Annotated in this window: 15 protein-coding genes, 2 tRNA genes and 1 riboswitch; of the genes, 13 read left to right on the plus strand and 4 right to left on the minus strand. The window is 68.0% G+C overall.

Annotated features, from left to right (window positions below; translation table 11 throughout):
* Nucleotides 1–67 precede the first annotated feature (67 nt).
* The 5 genes from CIK77_RS05560 to CIK77_RS05580 all read left to right on the plus strand — a co-directional run bounded on the left by CIK77_RS05560 (nt 68) and on the right by CIK77_RS05580 (nt 4318).
* Nucleotides 68–1153 (plus strand): branched-chain amino acid aminotransferase, encoded by a 1086-nt coding sequence (locus CIK77_RS05560; RefSeq protein WP_087054659.1) that lies wholly within the window; start codon nt 68–70, stop codon nt 1151–1153.
* A 134-nt stretch (nt 1154–1287) separates the two neighbouring features.
* Nucleotides 1288–2055, plus strand: coding sequence for a fumarylacetoacetate hydrolase family protein (locus CIK77_RS05565; RefSeq protein WP_087054660.1), 768 nt, complete (start codon nt 1288–1290; stop codon nt 2053–2055).
* 17 nt (nt 2056–2072) lie between these two features.
* Nucleotides 2073–2573: a hypothetical protein gene (locus CIK77_RS05570; protein ID WP_087054661.1), complete on the plus strand. Its 501-nt coding sequence runs from the start codon at nt 2073–2075 to the stop codon at nt 2571–2573.
* Nucleotides 2574–2638: 65 nt separating this feature from the next.
* On the plus strand, nt 2639–4144 hold the full coding sequence (gene gltX, locus CIK77_RS05575; protein ID WP_087054662.1) for a glutamate--tRNA ligase: 1506 nt from the start codon (nt 2639–2641) through the stop codon (nt 4142–4144).
* A gap of 102 nt (nt 4145–4246) precedes the next feature.
* Nucleotides 4247–4318: transfer RNA gene (locus CIK77_RS05580), tRNA-Gln, on the plus strand.
* A gap of 50 nt (nt 4319–4368) precedes the next feature.
* Here the strand turns inward: CIK77_RS05580 and CIK77_RS05585 are convergent.
* A complete protein-coding gene (locus CIK77_RS05585) occupies nt 4369–4983 on the minus strand; it encodes a hypothetical protein (RefSeq protein WP_140403519.1) in 615 nt (204 codons plus the stop codon).
* A gap of 29 nt (nt 4984–5012) precedes the next feature.
* Nucleotides 5013–5129: riboswitch (SAM riboswitch) on the minus strand.
* 136 nt (nt 5130–5265) lie between these two features.
* Between CIK77_RS05585 and CIK77_RS05590 the strand changes: the two genes are divergently transcribed.
* The 3 genes from CIK77_RS05590 to CIK77_RS05600 all read left to right on the plus strand — a co-directional run bounded on the left by CIK77_RS05590 (nt 5266) and on the right by CIK77_RS05600 (nt 9044).
* Nucleotides 5266–6456: an MFS transporter gene (locus CIK77_RS05590; protein WP_170934105.1), complete on the plus strand. Its 1191-nt coding sequence runs from the start codon at nt 5266–5268 to the stop codon at nt 6454–6456.
* A gap of 161 nt (nt 6457–6617) precedes the next feature.
* Nucleotides 6618–7241, plus strand: coding sequence for a dihydrofolate reductase family protein (locus CIK77_RS05595; RefSeq protein ID WP_087054665.1), 624 nt, complete (start codon nt 6618–6620; stop codon nt 7239–7241).
* A 30-nt stretch (nt 7242–7271) separates the two neighbouring features.
* On the plus strand, nt 7272–9044 hold the full coding sequence (locus CIK77_RS05600; protein ID WP_087054666.1) for a glycoside hydrolase family 15 protein: 1773 nt from the start codon (nt 7272–7274) through the stop codon (nt 9042–9044).
* A 125-nt stretch (nt 9045–9169) separates the two neighbouring features.
* Here CIK77_RS05600 and CIK77_RS05605 read toward each other — a convergent pair whose 3' ends face one another.
* The gene (locus tag CIK77_RS05605; protein ID WP_170934106.1) at nt 9170–11080 is read right to left on the minus strand and encodes an alkaline phosphatase; all 1911 of its coding nucleotides are present in this window, start codon (nt 11078–11080) and stop codon (nt 9170–9172) included.
* A gap of 351 nt (nt 11081–11431) precedes the next feature.
* Between CIK77_RS05605 and CIK77_RS17625 the strand changes: the two genes are divergently transcribed.
* Together CIK77_RS17625 and CIK77_RS05615 are read left to right on the plus strand one after the other, a co-directional pair.
* Complete coding sequence (locus CIK77_RS17625; RefSeq protein ID WP_170934107.1) at nt 11432–11740, plus strand: helix-turn-helix domain-containing protein; 309 nt, start codon at nt 11432–11434, stop codon at nt 11738–11740.
* Nucleotides 11741–11791: 51 nt separating this feature from the next.
* A complete protein-coding gene (locus tag CIK77_RS05615; RefSeq protein ID WP_087054669.1) occupies nt 11792–14833 on the plus strand; it encodes a hypothetical protein in 3042 nt (1013 codons plus the stop codon).
* Between the two features lie 39 nt (nt 14834–14872).
* On the opposite strand, the gene CIK77_RS05620 is transcribed toward CIK77_RS05615, so the two are convergent.
* The gene (locus tag CIK77_RS05620; RefSeq protein ID WP_087054670.1) at nt 14873–16903 is read right to left on the minus strand and encodes a DUF262 domain-containing protein; all 2031 of its coding nucleotides are present in this window, start codon (nt 16901–16903) and stop codon (nt 14873–14875) included.
* Nucleotides 16904–16989: 86 nt separating this feature from the next.
* On the opposite strand from CIK77_RS05620, the gene CIK77_RS05625 reads away from it, so the two are divergent.
* Entirely contained in the window at nt 16990–17763 is a 774-nt protein-coding gene (locus tag CIK77_RS05625) for a hypothetical protein (protein WP_087054671.1), read from the plus strand.
* A 337-nt stretch (nt 17764–18100) separates the two neighbouring features.
* Here the strand turns inward: CIK77_RS05625 and CIK77_RS05630 are convergent, their stop codons facing one another.
* The gene (locus tag CIK77_RS05630; RefSeq protein WP_087054672.1) at nt 18101–18739 is read right to left on the minus strand and encodes an MBL fold metallo-hydrolase; all 639 of its coding nucleotides are present in this window, start codon (nt 18737–18739) and stop codon (nt 18101–18103) included.
* Nucleotides 18740–18897: 158 nt separating this feature from the next.
* On the opposite strand from CIK77_RS05630, the gene CIK77_RS05635 reads away from it, so the two are divergent.
* Both CIK77_RS05635 and CIK77_RS05640 read left to right on the plus strand, forming a co-directional pair.
* A tRNA-Glu gene (locus tag CIK77_RS05635) sits at nt 18898–18970 on the plus strand.
* Nucleotides 18971–19057: 87 nt separating this feature from the next.
* The gene (locus CIK77_RS05640) at nt 19058–20116 is read left to right on the plus strand and encodes a DUF998 domain-containing protein (protein ID WP_249268556.1); all 1059 of its coding nucleotides are present in this window, start codon (nt 19058–19060) and stop codon (nt 20114–20116) included.
* The last annotated feature ends 226 nt before the right edge of the window (nt 20117–20342 follow it).

Genomic DNA, 20342 nt, shown 5'->3' on the forward strand with positions numbered 1-20342 from the left:
AGGAATCTGTCGCGTCGCAGCCGGCCCGCCGGCCACGACGCCCACGCAGCTAAGGATCGAAATCACCATGGCCGAAACCCCCGCCCCGCTCGACTTCCTGGTTCAGAAGAACCTCGCAGCGAAGAACCCGACAGAGCGCGAGCAGCTGCTCGTCGACCCGGGCTTCGGCTCGGTCTTCACCGACCATATGGTCGACATCTGCTGGTCGGAGAAGGGCGGGTGGCATCGTCCGCAGGTGCGCCCGTACGGACCGATCCAGCTCGATCCCGCCGCAGCGGTGCTGCACTACGCGCAGGAGATCTTCGAAGGGCTGAAGGCATACCGCCACGCCGACGGCGGCATCTACACCTTCCGCCCCGACATGAACGCGAAGCGCATGAACAGCAGCGCACGCCGGATGTCGATGCCGGAGCTGCCAGAGGAGTACTTCCTGCAGTCTCTGCGCGAGCTGATCGCCGTCGACGGCGACTGGGTGCCGTCGAACCCGGATCAGACGCTGTACCTGCGGCCGTTCATGTACGCCAAGGAAGCCTTCCTCGGCGTGCGCCCGGCGAAGAAATACGACTACCGGCTGATCGGCAGCCCGTCCGGTGCGTACTTCTCCGGCGGCGTGAAGCCGGTCACGATCTGGCTGAGCGAGACGTACTCGCGCGCGGCGCAGGGCGGCACCGGTTCCGCGAAGACCGGAGGCAACTACGCATCGAGCCTGCTGCCCCAGGCGGAGGCCGCGGAACAGGGGTGCGACCAGGTCGTGTTCCTCGACGCCGAAGGCAACGTCGAAGAGCTCGGCGGCATGAACATCGTGTTCGTGAAGAAGGACGGCACCCTCGTCACCCCCGATTCCGACACGATCCTCGACGGAGTCACGCGCAACTCGCTGCTGCAGCTCGCCTCCGAGCGCGGTCACGCGATCGAGCGCCGCGGAGTCTCGTTGGCGGAGTGGCGCGAGGGCGTCGCGTCAGGCGACATCGTCGAGGTGTTCGCATGCGGCACGGCTGCCGTGGTCACGCCGATCGGCGCGCTGAAGGCCGCGGAGTTCTCCGACGCTCAGCCCACCGGCGAGCTCGGTCTCTCGCTGCGCGAAGAGCTGACAGACATCCAATACGGACGGCGCGACGACGCCCACGATTGGCTGCTGCGCCTCGACGCCTGACCCTCGCACCCCGCGCGCCCGCGCGCTCGTGCCTGTTTTTCTTCATTTCTGGCACATCTCTGCTGCTGTGCGCCCCCGGAGATGTGCCAGAAATGAAGAACTATCGAGGCGGGAAGCGCAGGTAGGCTGGCCGCGTGAAGATCGCTCGGTTCAGCCACAACGACGCCATCCGCTACGGGGTTCTCGACGACAAGGAGCTCGTCGTTCTCGCGGGAGACCCGATGTTCGCCGGGTTCGAGACGACGGGCGAGCGCGTGCCGCTCGGTGACGCCGCACTGCTGGCGCCGGTGATCCCGCGCTCGAAGATCGTCTGCGTCGGCAAGAACTATGCCGCCCACGCGGCGGAGTTCGATGGCGAGGTTCCGGATGAACCGCTGCTGTTCCTGAAGCCGAACACCTCGGTGATCGGCCCAGGCGACACGATCGTGCGCCCGCCGCAGTCGCAGAACACGCACTTCGAGGGCGAGCTCGCCGTGGTGATCGGTCGGATCGCAAAGAACGTGAAGGCCGATGACGCGCTCGGATACGTGTTCGGGTACACGGTCGCGAACGACGTCACCGCCCGCGACCTGCAGCGCAGCGACGGGCAGTGGTCGAGGGCGAAGGGCTTCGACACCTTCCTGCCCCTCGGGCCCGCCATCGAGACGGAGTTCGACTACGTGCAGGGAGAGGTCATCACGCGCCTCGGCGACGAGGTCAAGCAGCGGGCGCCGTTCACCGACATGGTGTTCGGGATTCCGCAGCTGATCGAGTACATCTCCGCCGCGTTCACACTGCTGCCCGGCGATGTGATTCTCACCGGCACGCCCGAGGGCGTCGGTCCGTTCGACGCGGGCGACACCATCGAGATCGAGATCCCGGGCGTCGGAACTCTGCGCAACACAGCGCGGAACGCCGCCTGACGGAAGACGTGGGGGATATGAGCAGCAGCGATCCGCGGTCGGAAGGCGCGCCGCAGCCCGGGCATCCGGGAGACGCGAGGCCCGCCCCGTACGCAGGTGCGGCACAGCCCGGATACGCCGTCGCCCCGCACGGGCAGCCGCAGCCGCCGGTGTACGCCCCGCCCGGTGCGTACGCAGCGCAGCCGCAGGCGGTCTACGCACCGCCGGGCATGTACGCCGCGCCGGGCGGACGCCCCGCCCCGCCGTCGAAGGCACTCGCGATCACGGCGCTGAGCATCGCGATCCCCGCGGCCGTGCTGCGCTTCCTCCCGATCGTGGGCGGCCTGTTCATCCCGTTCGTGATCGCCTCGATGATCATCGCCATCATCGCGATCGTGAAGCACAGTCCGGGCCGAGCGATGAGCATCTGGGCGCTCGTCGTCTCGATCGTCGGGTTCGTTCTGCCGTTCATCCTGTTCTTCATCAGCGCCGGCTCGTTCCTGGCATACATGTTCACGCTGTTCTCCCAGATGAACTGATCCGGTGCTCCGTCGCCGACGAGGGGCCCGATGTGGCGGGCGGGCGTGAGGCTAGGATTGTGTCGATGCCTACTCCTGACTCCCGCACCACGACTGCGACCGGATCCGACGTCCGCGTGCGCTTCTGCCCGTCACCGACCGGTCTGCCGCACGTCGGCCTCATCCGGACCGCTCTGTTCAACTGGGGCTACGCGCGCCACAACGGCGGCAAGATGGTGTTCCGCATCGAAGACACCGACGCCGCGCGCGACAGCCAGGAGAGCTACGACCAGCTGATCGAGGCGCTGCGCTGGCTCGAGATCGACTGGGACGAGGGCGTCGAGGTCGGCGGTCCGCATGCGCCCTACCGGCAGTCGGAGCGGCACGACCTGCACCGCGGGGTGCTCGACACGCTGATCGAGAAGGGGCTCGTGTACGAGAGCTTCTCGACGGCCGAGGAGATCGACGCCCGCAACGAGGCCAATGGTCGGCCGAAGCAACAGGGCTACGACAACTACGACCGCGAGCTGACCGACGAGCAGAAGGCGCAGTTCCGCGCCGAGGGCCGCCAGCCTGCGCTGCGGCTGAAGGTCCCGGATGAGGACATCGCCTACGACGACCTGGTGCGCGGTGAGATCACGTTCCCCGCAGGATCGTTCCCCGACTTCGTGATCGTGCGCCCGAACGGCGTGCCGTTGTACACGTTCGTGAACCCGGTCGACGATGCGCTGATGGGCATCACGCACGTGCTGCGCGGCGAGGACCTGATGCCGTCGACCGGGCGCCAGATCGTGCTGTACCGCGCGCTCATCGAGGCGGGCGCTGCCGAGTTCATCCCGCGCTTCGGGCACCTGCCGCTCGTGCTCGGAGAGGGCAACAAGAAGCTTTCCAAGCGCGACCCCCGTGCCGACCTGTTCCTGCAGCGCGACAAGGGCTTCACGCACGAGGGGCTGCTGAACTATCTCGCGCTGCTCGGCTGGTCGATCGCACCGGATCGCGACGTGTTCTCGCTCGAGGAGTTCATCTCGGCGTTCGACGTCGCCGATGTGAACCCGAACCCCGCTCGCTTCGACCAGAAGAAGGCGGAGTCGATCAACGGAGACCACATCCGGATGCTCGATGCCGCAGATTTCGCCTCGCGCATCATGCCGTACCTGGTGCAGGCCGGGGTCGTGGCGGCCGAGCCGACGGATGACGAGCGCGCGCTGATCGCGAAGGCGGCGCCGCTGATCCAGGAGCGACTGCCGCTTCTGGGCGATGCGCCTGGCCTTCTCGGGTTCCTGTTCGTCGACGATGTCGACTACGACGAGGAGGCCGTGGCGAAGCTCGGCGACAACGCCGGCGAGGTGCTGCGCGCCTGCGCGGCCGCGCTGGAGAGCGTGGGGGAGTTCTCCGCGGAGGCGATCCAGGCAGTGCTGTCGGAGGCGCTCGTGGACGGCATGGGCCTGAAGCCGCGCCTGGCGTACGGCCCGCCGCGCGTCGCCGTGACGGGGCGTCGCGTCTCGCCGCCGCTGTTCGAGTCACTCGAGCTGCTCGGTCGGAACGAGTCGGTGCGCCGCCTGACGGCGCTCGCCGACCGCCTCGCCGCGTAACGGCAGACCGAGCCGCGCACGACACGCGTGCGCGGCTCGGTTTGGCGGCCGATGAGGAGTCGGGTAAACTGATTCCTCGGTGCGAGGCTCCGGTCACGCCCTTGGGGTATGGTGTAATTGGCAACACAGCGGTTTCTGGTACCGCCATTCTTGGTTCGAGTCCAGGTACCCCAGCAAGAGAAGAAACCCCCGCTCAGGCGGGGGTTTCTTGCTCTGGTGAGAGCTCACTCGCCGGTCGGCGCGAGAGGGACCGGGGCGATCTTCGAACCCAGTGCCTCTCGGTATCGCCGATACTCTCGCGGCATCACACCCCGCTCCTTCAGTTCTCGGGCGCGCTCGGGGTAGCCGAAGACCTCTGGGATGTCGCCGGCCCGAAGAGAGTTCAGTGCCCGTGCCCGCACCTCGGTGCCTGGGTGGACGAAGCCGTGCGGCTCGTACTGGAAGAGGTTCCAGCACCACGCGATCGCCTCTCCTCGGGAGATGCCGGCCCACCGCCCTATGGAGATCTGGTCGTCTGCGTCGGGGCCTGCGAGGGAGTCTTCGATCTTCTCCCATCCGACTCGACGCTGCTCCTCGGCGTCCCGCTCCCATTCGCTTTCGTGCTCGCGCTTCGCCTCGGCTGCGGCAGCATCGACGAGAGCGACGACATCTTCGAGGGAGAGCGGTGCAGCGCCGTCACCGGACGCGAATGCGGTCGGCGGGTGCGCGCGGAGCACGTCGTGCGCGGCACGGGCGAGACGGTGCTCGTACGGACCGGTGGGCTTCGAGGCGTCGGCTCTCAGCCCGAACTTCTCCCACCAATCGGAGTCTGCATCGAAACGGCTCAATGAAGTGGGCATCATCGTGCCCCTTTCCGGGGCGTGCGCCCCATCGAATCTTGCGACACGAAGTCCGTGCCGCCCGTTCTTCCCCTGGGACACCCGGGAATCGATGGATTCGGGTTGTCGCGCGACCGGCCAGGTACCTACGATCGCGACTCTTGAACGTGAAGTGATGCTAGCACACGGACGAATCCTGATATCCCGTTCCGAAGTGCCTCCCCAGCATCCGACACACCATCCGGATGCGCGGAACAGCAGGATGCCACCTCTGGTGTCCGCGCTCGTGAGAAGATCATGCACGTGAAGCGATCTCTGCCGATGTCGCTGCTCGGTGCGAATCTGCTGTTGAACCTCCTCTACTCGGCTCTGGGCGGCGTCGTCGTTCCCGCACTGCTGGAGCATGCGGACCCGGTGAACAAGGATGTCCACCTCGCCATCGTGATGACGGCGTCTTCGGCGGTGACGATCGCGATCAGGCCGCTGGCGGGGGCGTGGTCGGACAGGACGACCGGTCGTTTCGGGCGACGGACGCCGTGGATCGTCGCAGGCGCGATCACCTCGGCCATCGCCGTGGCCTGGCTGGGTCAGGCCGATACCGTGATCGCCGTCGCCGTCGGCTGGCTCATCGCGCAGCCACTGCTGAACATCATCGAGTCGCCTCTCGACGCGGTGCTCGCCGATCGCGTGCCGGAGCGCGCTCGCGCACGTACGGCCGCGTACTACGGTGCCGGCGCGGCGCTCGGACTCGCGGCCGGCGCGGTGGTGGCGGGAATCACCGTCGACAATCTGTCTCTGATGACGCTGGGGGCGGGGCTCGTCCTCGTGGCGGGAATGATCGGCTTCGTCATGCTGAATCCGGATCGCGCCGTCGAGGGCCTTCGTCCGCACCGCCAGCCAGGGCAGTGGCGCGCGCTGTGGCGCTCCCGAGGGTTCAGCCGAGTGTTCATCGCGCGCGCTCTGGTGGTTCTTGGCCAACAGATGGTGCTGGTGTACCTGCTGTACATCGTCATCGACCGCACGGGCCAGAACGCCGCGGATGCAGGGCGGACGCTCGCTATGGTAGTCGGAGTGCACATCGCGTGCGTCGTGGCGGGCGCGCTGGCAGCCGCCGGCGCGGCACGCAGGAATCGCGTCGCCACAGTTGTGGTCGCGACGGTGGTCGGCGCGCTCGGTCTGGGTCTGCCCATCCTGATCCCCGGAATGGCCGGACTCATCGCGTACGCGGTGGTCTCCGGCCTGGGGCGCGGCGCGTACGTGACATCGGATCTGCTCCTGCTGCTGCACGTGCTTCCGTCCAAGGAGAATCACGGCCGCGACCTCGGATACTTCGGGTGGGCGACGCTCCTCCCGCAGGTCGTCGCCCCGGCGCTCGCCGGCACGCTGCTGACGCTCAGCGCCGGTTCCTACGCGGTGCTGTTCGCCGCCGCCGTCGTACTGGCACTGTGCTCTGTTCCCGTCGTCGCTGTGCTGGCGGAACGCACCAGGGCATAGGGCGCCATCCCCATTGACGCTGGGGTCGTTTGTTGCGAATGTGGGATCGTCAGCGGCCGAATGGAGCAGCCCATCAGACCGGTGAGCCAGCGGCGGCGAGTGGTGCATTCCGTATCGCGATGGTCTCGTCCCTCGGCCGCATACGCGCAAGGGAGCACGTTATGACCGGACGCATCATCATCGACCTCTTCACCACGCTCGACGGCGTCGCTCAGGCGCCGGGCGGGCCGGATGAGGACACGAGTGACGGGTTCCGCTTCGGCGGATGGCAGGCGGGCCATCCCAGTGAGGCGGTCGGTGCGAGTGTCATGGCGGGAATGGAGACCCTTGACGCGCTGCTGCTGGGGCGGCGGACATACGACATCTTCGCCGGCTACTGGCCGAACCACACCACGGGACCGGAGGGAGAGATCGGTAGACTCTTCAACAGCGTTCCGAAGTACGTCGCCTCCCACAACTCGCATGTGCGACTCGACTGGGAGGGCTCCACGAGGGTCGGAGTCGACCTCACGACCGAGATCCCGGCCCTGCGTCAGCGCTACCGCGACGTGCACGTGATCGGGAGCATCGACCTCGTGCAGACACTGCTCGCCGAGCATCTCTACGACGAACTGCAGCTCTGGGTGTATCCGATCGTGCTGGGGCAGGGGAAGAAGGTGTTCCCCGACGGTGCTCGACCCGCGAACATGAGGCTGCTGGAGCCCGTGACCGTCGGGGACAACGGCACTCTGATGCTCCGATACGCGCCCCTGCCAGGCGAGCCCCAGGTCGGCAGCTTCGACTGAGCACGGCGCGCAGTGTGCGAGCCTGAGGCGATGACCACTCCGATCAGCGACTACGCGCTCCTGGCCGATCTGCACACCGGCCCGCTCGTGTCCCGAGCGGGCAGCATCGACTGGCTGTGCCTGCCGAGATTCGATTCGGACGCTGTCTTCACGGCGCTCCTCGGCACGCCGGATGACGGGCGCTGGCTGATCGCGCCCCGCCGCGGCGAGGTGGTGGACCGATGGTACGAGGAGGGCACCTTCGTTCTCCGTACGAGATGGCGGACGCCGACCGGGGAGGCGGAGACCGTCGAGTTCATGCCTGCTTCGGACGGCCGCGCCGACCTCGTGCGCGAGATCCGCTGCATCACCGGTGAGGTGACCGTCGACGTCGACCTCCGATTTCGCCCCGCCTACGGCGCCGCGACTCCGTGGGTGCGGAAAGTGCGTGCGCACGGCCAACAGTGTCTGATGGCGATCGCGGGCCCTGACGCGTACGTGCTGCGCGGCCCGCATCTGGAACCGGACGGTGCGCGCCACGGCGGCGCCTTCGCTCTCTCAGCCGGGCAGTCGCTCACGTGGGTGCTCACCTGGACTCCCTCACACGCTGAGCCTCCTGCCCCGATCGACGTGGACGCCGCTCTGGAGTCGACCAGGGAGTACTGGCACGACTGGAGCGACCGCGTCACGACTCAGGGGCCGTGGGCGGAGGCGGTGCATCGATCGCTTCTGGTGCTGCGCGCGCTCACCCATGCCGACACCGGCGGCATCGTCGCGGCGCCGACGACCTCGCTTCCGGAAGAGGCGGGAGGCGAACGCAACTGGGACTACCGGTTCTGCTGGCTGCGCGACTCTGCGCTCACGCTCCAGGCTCTGCTCGTGCACGGGCGCACGCGAGGCGCGCTGCACTGGCGCAACTGGCTGCTGCGGGCGGTGGCCGGCGACCCGGAGGATCTCCAGATCATGTACGGCGTGGCGGGGGAGCGATCGCTGCCCGAGCGCACACTGGATCACCTTGTCGGCTACGCCGATTCGCGGCCGGTGAGGATCGGCAACGGGGCGGTCGAACAGTTCCAGGCGGATGTCGTCGGCGAGGTGATGATCGCGCTCGCCGAACTGCGCGACGCGGGCATCGACGAGGACGCCTTCTCCTGGCCGCTGCAGCGCAACATGCTCACCTACGTCACCACGCACGCCGATCGCAAGGATCAGGGCCTGTGGGAGATGCGCGGCGACCCGCATCACTTCACACATTCGAGGGTGATGATGTGGGCCGGCCTCGACCGCGGCATCCGCGCGATCTCCGAACACGGGCTCGCGGGGCCGCTGGAGGAATGGACCCGGATGCGCGATGAGCTGCGCGATGAGATCCTCACTCGCGGCGTGAATTCGGTGACAGGCGGATTCACCCAGACCTACGACAACACAGAGGCGGACGCCTCCCTGCTGCAGATCCCGCAGACCGGGTTCGTCGCCTACGACGACCCGCGCATGCTCGCGACGGTTGCACACATCGAGCGGGACCTCATGCGCGACGGGCTGCTGCTGCGCTACCGCACGACGGCGGGCACGGACGGGGTTGCGGGAGACGAGCATCCGTTCCTCGCCTGCAGCTTCTGGCTGGTGGAGCAGTACGCGAAAACCGGCCGGATGGACGAAGCGGTGTCGCTGATGGAGCGTCTCGTGGGCTGCGCCAGCCCACTCGGGCTCCTCGCTGAGGAATACGATCCCGTGAGCGGTCAGCTGATGGGCAACTTTCCCCAGGCGTTCAGCCATCTGACACTGGTGCGCGCGGCTGACGCGCTTGCCGCCGCGACGCGCTGACCGATCGTCGAGCGACCGCCGCGGCGCACTCGTGCGCCGGATCGGAGAACGGGTGATGCCCCGGCCCAAAAGGGTCCGGGGCATCACCCGTTCAGACTGTGGCGCGCTGCTGCGTCACCTGAGCATCACTCGGATGCGGCGTTGCGCCTCAGTCGAGCAGCCACGAGCGCGCCGCCGCCGATCAGGAGGGCGCCGAGCGCAATCCCCACGGGCAGGATCGGGCTGTCCGCACCGGTGACGGCGAGTGCGTCAGCCGAGCTCTCGTCCGTCGTCGCGTCGCCGCTGGTGCCGTCGTTCTGGTCCTGGTCGTCGCCGGTCGTGCCGGATCCGTCCTGGTCGGTGCCGGTGTTGCCGTCCTGGTCGGTGCCGTCGGTCTGGTCGGTGTCGCCGTCCGTCTGGCTGCCGTCGGTCTGGTCGTCACCGTCGGTCTGGTCACCGCCGTCGGTCTGGTCGCCGCCGTCGGTCTGGTCCTCATCGTTCTGGTCTTCGTCCGCCGCGACCCATGCCTCTTCCAGGAGCCATGCGGGCAGCGTGATGTTGTCGAAGTACTCTCCGCGAATGGGGTCCAGGTCAGTGGCGAGTCCCGTGACCGTCTCGGCGCCGGCGCCCTTGTAGAAGAACGGCACGAGCTGGTTGGTGTGGTTGCCGCTGTTCCAGCTGTGTGCGGCGTCGACGGACTCGACCGGAGCGTAGGCCGGGCTCAAGGTGTCGGCAATCGGCGCAGGGGCCGTCTCGTCACTCGTCGTCTCCTCGACGTCGCCGTTCGGCTTCTGCACGGCGGGCTCGTTCGAACCCTGGACGTTCGCCTGCGCGGGCTCTCCTGCGCTGTCGGCCGTTGCCTGGTCGTTCGTGACCGGGGCGGTCTGCTCAGCGGCACCGGGAATGATGGCGCTGAAGTCGTCCTCGAGCTCACCGTAGAGGTAGCCCGTCTCGTGGTCGGCCGTGACGACGACGAGGGTGTCGTCCCAGCTCGAGTTGGTCTCGACCCAGTCGAGCACCGTGTCGACGGCGGCGTCGAAGTCGCGCATCTCCTCGATGGTGCGCTCCGAATCGTTCGCGTGGCCGGTCCAATCGATCGCGCCACCCTCGACCATCAGCGAGAAGCCCTCGTCGTTGTTGTCGAGAACGTTCAGCGCACCCGCCGTCATCGTCGGCAGGTCGACGACGTCGTTGAGGGCAGCGCTATCGCTGCGGCCCTGCTGCAGGGTCGATGCGACCTGAGCGACGCCGAAGATGCTCTCGGGGGTGTCGCCCGCTGTCAGAGCCTCGAAGTCCTCGTTCGTCTCGACGAGCGTGCGGTCGGTCTCGCCGTCCGCCAGCGCGTTCCAGTCCTCCTCCGAGATGTACGAGAAGTCGCCCTCGGCGAGCAGTTCGTTGTCGTCGGAGTAGAGCGGGTGCCCTGCGCCCATCACGACCTCGAGATCGCCGGTCACCTGCTGGTGCGCGATGTCGTGGTAGTTGTTGCGCGATTCGTTGTGCGCGGAGAACGCCGCCGGCGTCGCGTGCGAGTAAGGCACGGAGGAGACCACACCGGCCGACTTGCCGAGCGCGTGGGCGCGCTCCGACAGGTTCTCGAGGACGTTGCCGTCGGCATCGACGCCCAAACCGCCGTTGTACGTCTTCTCGCCGGAGGCCATGGCGGTTCCCGCTGCCGCAGAGTCCGTCGGGCTTTCCTTGTTCCACTCGAAGTCCGTCCACGACTCAGCCGGGTCGTACACGGGCCCGTCCACCCAGTGGGTCGACATGCCGAGGTGGCTCCACGACTGCCAGCCTTCCGCCGGGTCCGTGTTGTGGCCAGCCGGCTTCACCTTGTTGTCGCCGCCGCGATCCACCTGCCAGTGCACGTTGCCGGAGTCTTCGGCGTTCATCAGGTCGACCTGGTTGTACCCCATGCCGTCACCGATCATGATGATGACGTTCTTCGGCGTGACGTCACCGTCTGCCGCGGCCGCCGGCGAAGCCACGACCGCGCCTCCGATCAGCGTCAGCGTGAACGCACCGGCCATGGCCGGCTTTGAGAACTGCGAGAACCGCACGTGTTTCCCTCTCGTCATTGTGGACCTGCTGTCTCGTAAGACGGTAGGGACGGCGGATGACGCGCGAGTGTCCGCGGCGGGGGCTCATCTGAACAGTTCTCCCCAGGGACTTGAACGGAAGTTGAACATGCTGGAACGCCTCGCCGAAGCGAGCCGCGCTGTCAGAGCAGGATGAGCGTCCGAGGACGGCGATGGTGGCACTGCCGTGTTCCGTGCTCGTGCTCGGCGGCGATTCCGGACGTCGCTCCGTGTAGGGAGGGCTCCTCGGCTGAGGCGAGCGAGCACGGCAGGGTACTAGTACCACGGTGCAGATGCTTAGGACTCAAGCCCTGCCTCCGGCATCATCGGAAGATGGCCACGAAGCATTCGCCGGCCTCAGGGGAGGTCGGGCGCCGCATCGTGTGGTTCCGTCGCAGGGCCGGCGTGAGTGCACGGGCGCTCGCCGCATGCGCTGACATGGACCTGACGAACTATCAGCGCATCGAACGAGGGCGGGGCAACCCCACATTGTCCACGCTGCTTCAGATCGCGACGGCGCTCGAAGTCGACCTCAGTGCGCTCGTCACGGGACTTCGCCCGGAAGAGCTGCAGAACGGTCGCCTCCCGTACGGATACACCGACATCCCCCGTCGGCGCAGGGGGCCGAACTCGACGTACTGAGGGGACATCTCCCCATCGAGCCGTGTCGCACGCTCCGGGTACGGTTCTGGTGTGACGAGCGACCCAGAAACCGAACCGGAACCCGACTTCGAACACGCGGACATCGACCCGGGGAACATCGCCGGCTTCGCCGAGCGGCTCCTCGAACGCGACTGGAGCGACGAGGATTTCGAAATCGACGGCGTGCAGGTGCAGACGAGTTCCGGCATCTGGGTGGTCATGCTCGGAGCGTACGTTCCTCCGGAGGGCGAGGCGACCGCCCAGGCGCAGGACGATGTGTCGGCCGCGCTGACGTGGGTCGAGGACGCGCGGCAGTCGGCGCAGCGCGCGTGGGGCGAACCGATGGTCAGAGAGCCCCAGGTCTCGGGCGACGACAACGCCCCCGAGGGCGTGGTCGACATGCTCCTGCTCACGCTCGGTTTGGAGAGTGCGGAGCTCTGGGATCGCGGCGCCCGATTCGTCGCGATGCTCACCGGCTGGCAGGGCGAGCCGGGAGAGAGCTCGCTCGTGCAGGCGATGCTGGTGCTGCCGCGGGAGATCGCGATGGGTGGACTGACGGCGACGCTGCCCGACGACGCGACCCAGCAGGAGCTGCTCATGCACGGCGAGACGCTGGGCGAACTGCACCGGCGCGCCGTGATCATGAGCACGTTGTTCGGCGGCGGAGAAGCGCGCCTGCACGGGGCGCCGATGCTTGCGACTCGATGCAACCTGCAGAGCAGGACCGGCGAGACGACAGTGTGGATCTTCACCGACGACGGCAGGGCCCTTCTGCTCATCCGGCATCCGGATGTCACGCTCGACGACGGCACAGACGAGGGCGAGCTCGCCGCGAGCCGTCGACTGCTCGACGGCGTACCGGACGACCTGCTCGCGTGCATCGCGGCGGCAGGCGAGCGCCCCGACGGCGCCGTCGCCCAGCATGCGCTCGAGTTCGGGCTGCTGGGTGACGCGCCGGTGCCGCGCATCACCGGGGCCTTCTGGTTCGACGGCACGACGTGGCGAGTGACCCGCGGTCTGCTCGAGATCGCCATTCGCGACGGGCTCGGCATGGACGATTTCGGCTTCCGGAGCACCGTGAGGCAGCCGTTCCGGCTCGGCGGCACCTTCGACGCCGACGTCCTGTCGCCGCACGGAGACTCCGACGAGGAGGTCGCCGAGCGCGCACAGGTCGAGCGGCTGTTCGCCGCATGTCCGTATCCGCCTGGCCCTCGCCCCGAGAACGACCGGCTCCTCGGCTATGCCGTGCCGCACTCCGGTAGGCGCGGCGCCATCGTCGATGACATCGAGCGCGTGTGCGAGCAGTGGTGGACGCACAGCGACGACGACGCGGGATGGAACGATCTCATGTTCAACGTCGGCGGCAGAACTCTCGACGGCGACGGCGGGCGCACACTGACCGCGATCCTCGCCGAGTCGGAGCAGTGGTACCTCGATGAGTTCGCCGCGTGGAGCGAAGGACTGTTCGCGGTGATGAACGAGCGCTGGGGCGACGCGTTCCACATGGGCGTGCGCGACCGCTCCGGCGCCGTGCGACGTACGCCGGCGACGCGGGTGATGCGCGCGGCAGGCTTCGACGAAGCTCCGGGGTGGTGGGTGAACGGCCATGCGGTGATGCTGCTGGCAGGCGCGGCGAGCGAACGCTCCATCGGCGTACCCTCCGTGATGCTTTTGATCGCCAGGGCCGACGCGGTGCTCGATCCGATGGACGGAACGACCACCTGGGCGCTGCGCGGCAGGGCGCGGGTTCTCGGCTCGCTCGCAGGCCGCGAGAACGAACCGATCTCCTGGAACGGTCCCGCGCTGGTGGGCTCGGACATCGTGCCGGATGCGACGCGCGGCGGCATCCGCACGGAGTTCGCCACCTGGGCATGGCACTTCACCCACGACCGCCGCGGCGTGCTGCTGTCGTGCACGAACGAGTTCGCGCCGGATCTGACGGCCGACGATGCCTATGAGCGGAACGCCGAGCTGTTCGACGGCGTGCCGGAGGACCTGCTCTCGCTCGTGCTCGATCGCGATCCAGGCGGTCTGTACGACGTGGTGCGGCGCTCAGAAGAGACGGAGAACGAGAAGGCGGAGGGCGGCGCACTCGCGGCGGCGCAGAGCGTGCCGGTCGTGACCGGCGTGTACTGGAGCGACGGCACCGACTGGCGCGCCTCCGACGGACTGCTGCGCCGCGCACGCGCCACGGCCACTGACGGTGACCCGAACGGTAACCCGCTGGCGTGGATCACTTCCGCCGATACCGGTCTGAAGGCGCTGACCGAGGTGCTGTTCGCAGGCGACGGCTTCGACGATGACGTGTTCGCCGACGCGTCGTACACGGACTTCGTCTTCGGCAGGCCGGTCGATCCGGATGCCGTCAAGGCAGCCAAGGACGCGGTCCCGCGTGTGCTGGATGCGCCGCGCGTGGGCTCGCTCAACGACCTGCTCGACGTCGTCTCGAGCGGACCGGGGAACCGATTCCTGCTCGACGCGGCGCTGAGCAACCCTGACCCCCGCAGTCGCCGCGAGATCGCCCTGTGGCTGCTCGAGGAGGGCGCCGATCCTTCGACGCAGCTGTCCTTCCTCACACCGGTGAACCTGCTGCTGGAGAACCGCACACTCGACGCGGGCGACGCGGTGCTGCTGCGCCGGCTCGTGGCCTCGGGCGCCGCCGTCGCGTCGACGACGTTCGGTGCGACGGCGGGCGGACACGCGCTGGTGCAGCTGTGCGACCTCGACGTCGACGAGGCCGAGCTCGAGCCGCTGTACGCGGCGATCCTCGACGGGCTTCGGCCGCAGACGAAACCGGAGGAGGAACCGTCCTCAGGTGGCGACGAAACGGGGGACAGGGAGCTGATGCAGATGATCGACGATACGCTCCCTCCCGAGGAGTTCTCGCGCCTGCGCGCTCAGGCTGAGGACGCTGCGGTTGACTCGGCCGAGGCGACGAGAGAAGCGAGTGCCCCCGCCGAGCCGCTCCTCGACGTGCATGCACCCGCGCTCCGCGACGGCCGCAGCGTGCTCGACTACGTGTCGGAGGGGTCGTTCCCGCACGATCGCTCCCGTGCCGGGCTGCTGAGCCTCCTCGCGGAGCTGGCGTCCTGAGTGTGTCCGGTTCGCGCCGACGGCGCGAACCGGACACACTCACATCGCGTCGCCGATGTAGCTGTACTTGACGAAGACCTCGCCGGCGTCGCCTGCGTCGTCGAGCAGCTCCTGCACCGCGGTGAGCATGTACTTCGAGTCCCACCCCATGTAGAGGAAGTTCTCGTCGTCCAGCTCGTCCCAGTGTCCGTTCCACGCCTTCGCGGGGTAGATCGGGCCGCCGCGGCGGTTGCTGTAGTCGACGACGTACTCGCGGCCGTCGGCCCAGAGCCGCTTGAAGATGCGGTTGAAGAGGTACTTGACGTCGTAGACCTCCCAGTGCTCGCCGCGGTACTCGACGTACTCGAACTCCCGCTGCCAGCCGCGCGGCCAGCCGCGGCGCAGCTTCGCGTCGAGAATCGGGGTGAGGCCGTCATCGTCGATGAGCACCACGGACGGACGCTTCCACACCCGGATGAACTCCGCCACGAGCCGCTCGGTGCGTTCGGCGATGCGCGCGGTGGTCCACTCGTCAGCGTCCGCCAGATCATCGGAGATCCGGATGTCGCTGCGCGCGTACACGGCGTCGCGCTTGTCGGCGAACGTGGCTGCGGCGAACGCTCGCTCCGCGAGCTCGTTCTCGATGAGGGTGAGGTTCCCCAGCGTCGGAGCGAGGGCGCGGAAGCTGTTCTGCTCGTCCTCGGTGAGCTCGGTCCACGCGCGCTCTGCGCCGCTCCACTCGTCGCTCGGGGCGAGCGGGAAGACATGGTCGACACCGACCGCCTGCAGATCGCTGACACCGGCGATGCGCCCCAGCACGTACTCCGGATGCGGAAGCTCGCCGAACTTGAGCGACACGCGCACGCGCTCGTCCGACGGCGTGATCCGAGCGATCGCACGCACCAGTGCGTCGCGGCCCTCCTCGCGCGCCCTGCACATCCGGGCCACCAGGCGATCGGTCGGCAGTCCGATGATCCTGCGGCGCAGGAGCAGTGACTGCACGTGTTCGAGCACCTCGACCAGCTCGTCGCGTCCGACATCGCCGGCGCGGTAGCCGCGATAAGCCCGCATCACGAGCGGATGCATCCCCTTGCCGAACACGCCGACGTACTCGAGCTGGCGCGCCAGCTCGGCATCCGGCTCCCGCCACGGTTCGAGAAGGGTCCGGTACACGTCGGCGAACGCGCGCCACTCGGCCGCATGCTCCCTCAGCCCCGGCAGCTCCAGCCGCGGGAAGGAGCGCTGGAACGCGTCGTAGACGCTGCGCTCACCCTCGATGAGCACCTCGCGACCTGTGAGCATGATCAGGTAGTGGCGCCAGAACGTGCCGATCTGCTCGCCCGTCGCCTCCTCGATCGGCAGCCAGTACTGCTCCTCGATCTCGATCTGCTCGGAATGAGTCAGCCCCATCAGCACGTAGTTGTGGATCAGCTCGTGATCGCGCAGCGGTGCGCCGGTGGAATTGAGGCTCTCGAAGGTCTGCTGCGCGTTCGCGTCTGCGCCGAGCGTGATCGCGACGTGCTCGAGCTTCTGCAGTCCGCGCCAGATGCGCGGCGCCTCCTCCGCCTGCACCTGGCTGCGGAAGAACGCATAGTTGTCGTCGAACCGCGACTCGCGCATCGCGTCCTCCGGAGCGCGCCGGTCGAGCACCACGCTCTCGAACACATCGGCCCACTCGCGATGCGGGCGCAGCTTCGTGCGACCGGAATCGTCCGAGCGCACCAGCACGCTCTCGAGCTCAGCGGCGAATGCCTGGTCGCTGTCGCGCACCGTGTGGTGCAGCGCCGCGATGAGCAGCATCAGCGTCGTGATGCGCTGCTGGCCGTCGATGAGCACGAGCGCCGCCTCATCCGGGTTCGAGTTGACGGAGGAGAGGATCGATCCGATGAAGTGCGTGTGCCGATCGTCGTGCTCGGACACGGCCCGGATATCGGCCAGCAGCTGCTCGCAGCCGCCGATGTCCCAGCGGTACTGGCGCTGGTAGACGGGGACGACGATGGTCGTTGCCGGGTCGGAGAGCCAGGCGACCGTGTTCACGGCGGTGGCATCGACATTCGTGGCGTTGCTCGAAGAACCTGTCGCGTTGCTCATCGACATTCATCTTACGCGAGGTAGGCTTACCTAACCTGGGCCTGTAAAAACTTCGCTGGCCCCTGTGAGAAAGGCATGTGTCCGACATGGGTTACATCAAGTCAGAGATCCTCGAAGAGACCGGCTTCGTCGTCCTCGACCCCTACAAGGGCGAGATCGATCCGAAGGAATGGCTCGACATCGAGTACGTCGACTGGAAGTCGTCGGGTGACACCCGCTTCGCCCCGATCGCGAGCGCCAAGGGCGAGATCGAGTGCAACGGCTTCTGGAACCACAAGCCGCCGCGCACCGACAAGGACGGCGTCTGGATCGACTCGCAGGTCGAGATCGCCCCGACGCTCACGGCCCGCGCCAAGGAGCCGGGTGTCAACGTCGGACGCTGCCGCATCATCGAACTGCAGCCGAACACGTACGCCGACTGCCTGTACAACCTGCACCAGGACGACAACAACCGGCTGAACCCCGACGGCACCGGATGGGTCGTCCGCTCGTTCTTCCAGCTGACCGACGACAAGGACAGCTTCTTCGTTCTGCGCGACAATCGCACCGACCCGAGCGTCGAGTACCGCCTGCAGCTGCGTGCCGGCACCCAGCTGGTCATCGACACCCAGCGGTTGTGGCACGCCGCCACCCACATCAGCAACGACCCGCGCTACTGCCTGATCAACTCGTGGGAGTCGGGTCCCGAGCTCGATGCCTACCTCGCCAAGTACAACGCCACGACCGAGTACGAGCAGTTCTACGTTCCGCAGGACGAGCTCGACGCAGGCCAGGCCGAGCAGGAGCGCCGTCTCGCCGCCCGTGCCGCGTACTACGCGGCGAAGGGGCAGAAGGAGAAGGTGGCGATGAGCGAGGCGTAAGCCTCTCTTCGTCGGAAGAGCCCTCTGGTCCTGGTGGATCAGGGGGTTCTTTCGTTCCCCGAGGCGTGAGACCGGCGGGGCAGGCACACCGGCTGTCTGCGGCCAGGGCGGTCCGTGCCGGGCTACGGGCATGGGCATCCGGAGGACATTCCCTCGCTCGCTGCGCTCGCTCACGCCGAACCCGATGCCAGCCTCCGGATGCCCATGCCCTCCGCCCTTCTGCGGAGATTCGACTGGCCTGGCTTCATCGGCGGGGAGGCTGCGGGCGTGGGGGCCAGGGGGAATGCCCTCGTGGCCCCCACGCCCGGAGCCGGGCGTAGGAGATCTTGCCGGTAGGTCAGAGCTCGAGGGTGTCGCCGGGGTCGAGGTCGTGGAAGGTGCCGCCGCTCTGCTCGGTCGCCCAGCGCATGCGGGCGCGGTGCATGGCGAGGGCGCCGGGGACGAGCGGGGCGTCGTGGGTGCCGAAGGCATGACGCGGCTTCGCGTCGAGGATGAAGTCCATGGTGTCGCCGAGACGCAGCCATGGGGCGGCGGTCGGGGCGGCAAGGAGCTCGATGTCGGCGCCGTCGGGGAGGACGTAGGAGTCGCCGGGGTAGTACAGGCGGTCGTTGACGAGCACGCCGACGTTGTCGACGATCGGCAGGCTGGTGTGGATGATCTCGTGCGTGCCGCCGAAGAAGCGCAGTGTGAAGGCGCCGGCCGTGACGGTGTCGCCGGGGCTGACGATCCGGATGGAGCGATCGTCCAGTGCTCGCGCGACGCCCTCCGGAGCGTAGACGGGGGCGGAGGGCGCCGCCTGGGCGATGCGGGCGAGGTGCTCGTCGGTGACGTGGTCGGCGTGCTCGTGCGTGATGACCACGGCGACGACGCCGTCGAGGTCGGCCAGCGGCGCGGTGAAGCTGCCGGGATCGATGATCAGAATGTCGTCGCCCTCGGTGACGCGGAGCGTTGCGTGCTCAAGCTTGGTGACCTGCATGGCAAGAGGTTAACCATTCGCTGGGTTTCCTGCGCAGACTGTGCGCTTGTGGCGCGCGCGGCGACACGCTGAGCCACCCTCGATTTGGACCGGGGTGAAGACCCATGCCATAATTTTCTAGTTGTCAGCCGCGAGGAAGGCAACTGGAAGTACGAGATGGCCCCATCGTATAGCGGCCTAGTACGCCGCCCTCTCACGGCGGTAACGCGGGTTCGAATCCCGCTGGGGTCACAGTCAGGAGCCCGGTTCTTCGGAACCGGGCTCCTTTGTTTCGTCCGGGTGGTCCCCGAGCCGGTCGGCACATGCTTCGATGGAGTGGTGGACCGGATCGAGCGGAAGCTGCGTGCGCTCACGAAGGCACTCTGGATGACCGCGGCGTGCTTCGCGATCGGGACCGCGGGCGGCGTCGCAGCGCTCTGGGGTGTGGACCGACCGCTGGTGGGCGACGGGTCGGTGATGCTTTCCGCGGCCTTCGTCTCCGGGGTGGTGGCCGGCGTCGCCTTCGTCATCAGCGCGGTCACTCATCGCCGGGATGAGACGGCGTCCATGCCGCGGTGGCAGACAGCCGTCTCCCATGTGTCGACGGTGGCGGTTGCTGCGGCGGTGGTCGGCGTGACGGCGCTCGGCGTACTGCTCGCGGGAGAAGTGCTCGCCGTCGGTCTGCAGGGAATCGAGCTGTCGGCGCTCGGTGGGGGCGTGCTCACGGGCGCCGCGGCATCGGTCGGTGGACATCTCGCCTTCCGTGCTGGCATCGATCTGCGCACACGTGACCTCGCGGCGCTGCTGTTCGCCTTCCTCATCGTCGGCACGCTGTTCGCCATGATGACGGCAACCGACCCTGCCTGGTGGGAGCGCAGCTTCTCGCGACTGGGCATCGGCGGCGGGGCCTGGGCGTTCAACGGCACCCTCGTGGTCGCCGGCCTTCTCGTCGCGACGGTCGGCTCATACATCGGCCGAGACCTGCACCGGCTGCTCGGTGACGGGCCGCTGAACCGGATCGCCGTCGTGGTCGCGGCGTGGACGGGCTGCGGCGCCGCGCTGGCCGCTGTCGGCATGCTGCCCGTCGATCGTGCACCGCTGCCGCACGCGATCGCCGCCTTCGCCGCCCTGGCACTTGTGGTGGTCGCGGCGATCGTCACGAGTCGAGCCGTTCCGAAACGGCCGCCGCTGCTGCGCTTCGCCACGGTCGGACTGGTCGCACTCTCCGCTGCGGCGACCCTGCTCACCTTCGCGTTCCACACGCTGTCGGTGACCGCGCTGGAGAGCGTCGTCATCGGGCTCCTGCTGCTGTGGATGTCGACGCTGGCGCAGGTGCTCGACATCATCGCTCCGCACGCGTCGCGGCCGTCAGGGCGCCGTTCGCCGCTGCGCGCCTGACGCGCCGAGCAGCGGCGTTCCGCGCCGGTGAGAGAGGACGCCGCCCGCATGGGAGTCGGCCGACAGCGCGGCGCACCTGAACGAAGCAGCCCAGCACTCACGCTAGAATAGGGGAGCGAGAGGGAGTATCCCGCAAGCGCGCGCTCGTCATCACGTGCCCGGTCATGGGCTCCGGGTGCGCACCGCTTCGGCGGGGGAGAGACTTTCGGATCCTGGTCAACCCATC

It is taken from the genome of Microbacterium sp. JB110, from assembly GCF_003335195.1.
GTDB lineage: Bacteria > Actinomycetota > Actinomycetes > Actinomycetales > Microbacteriaceae > Microbacterium.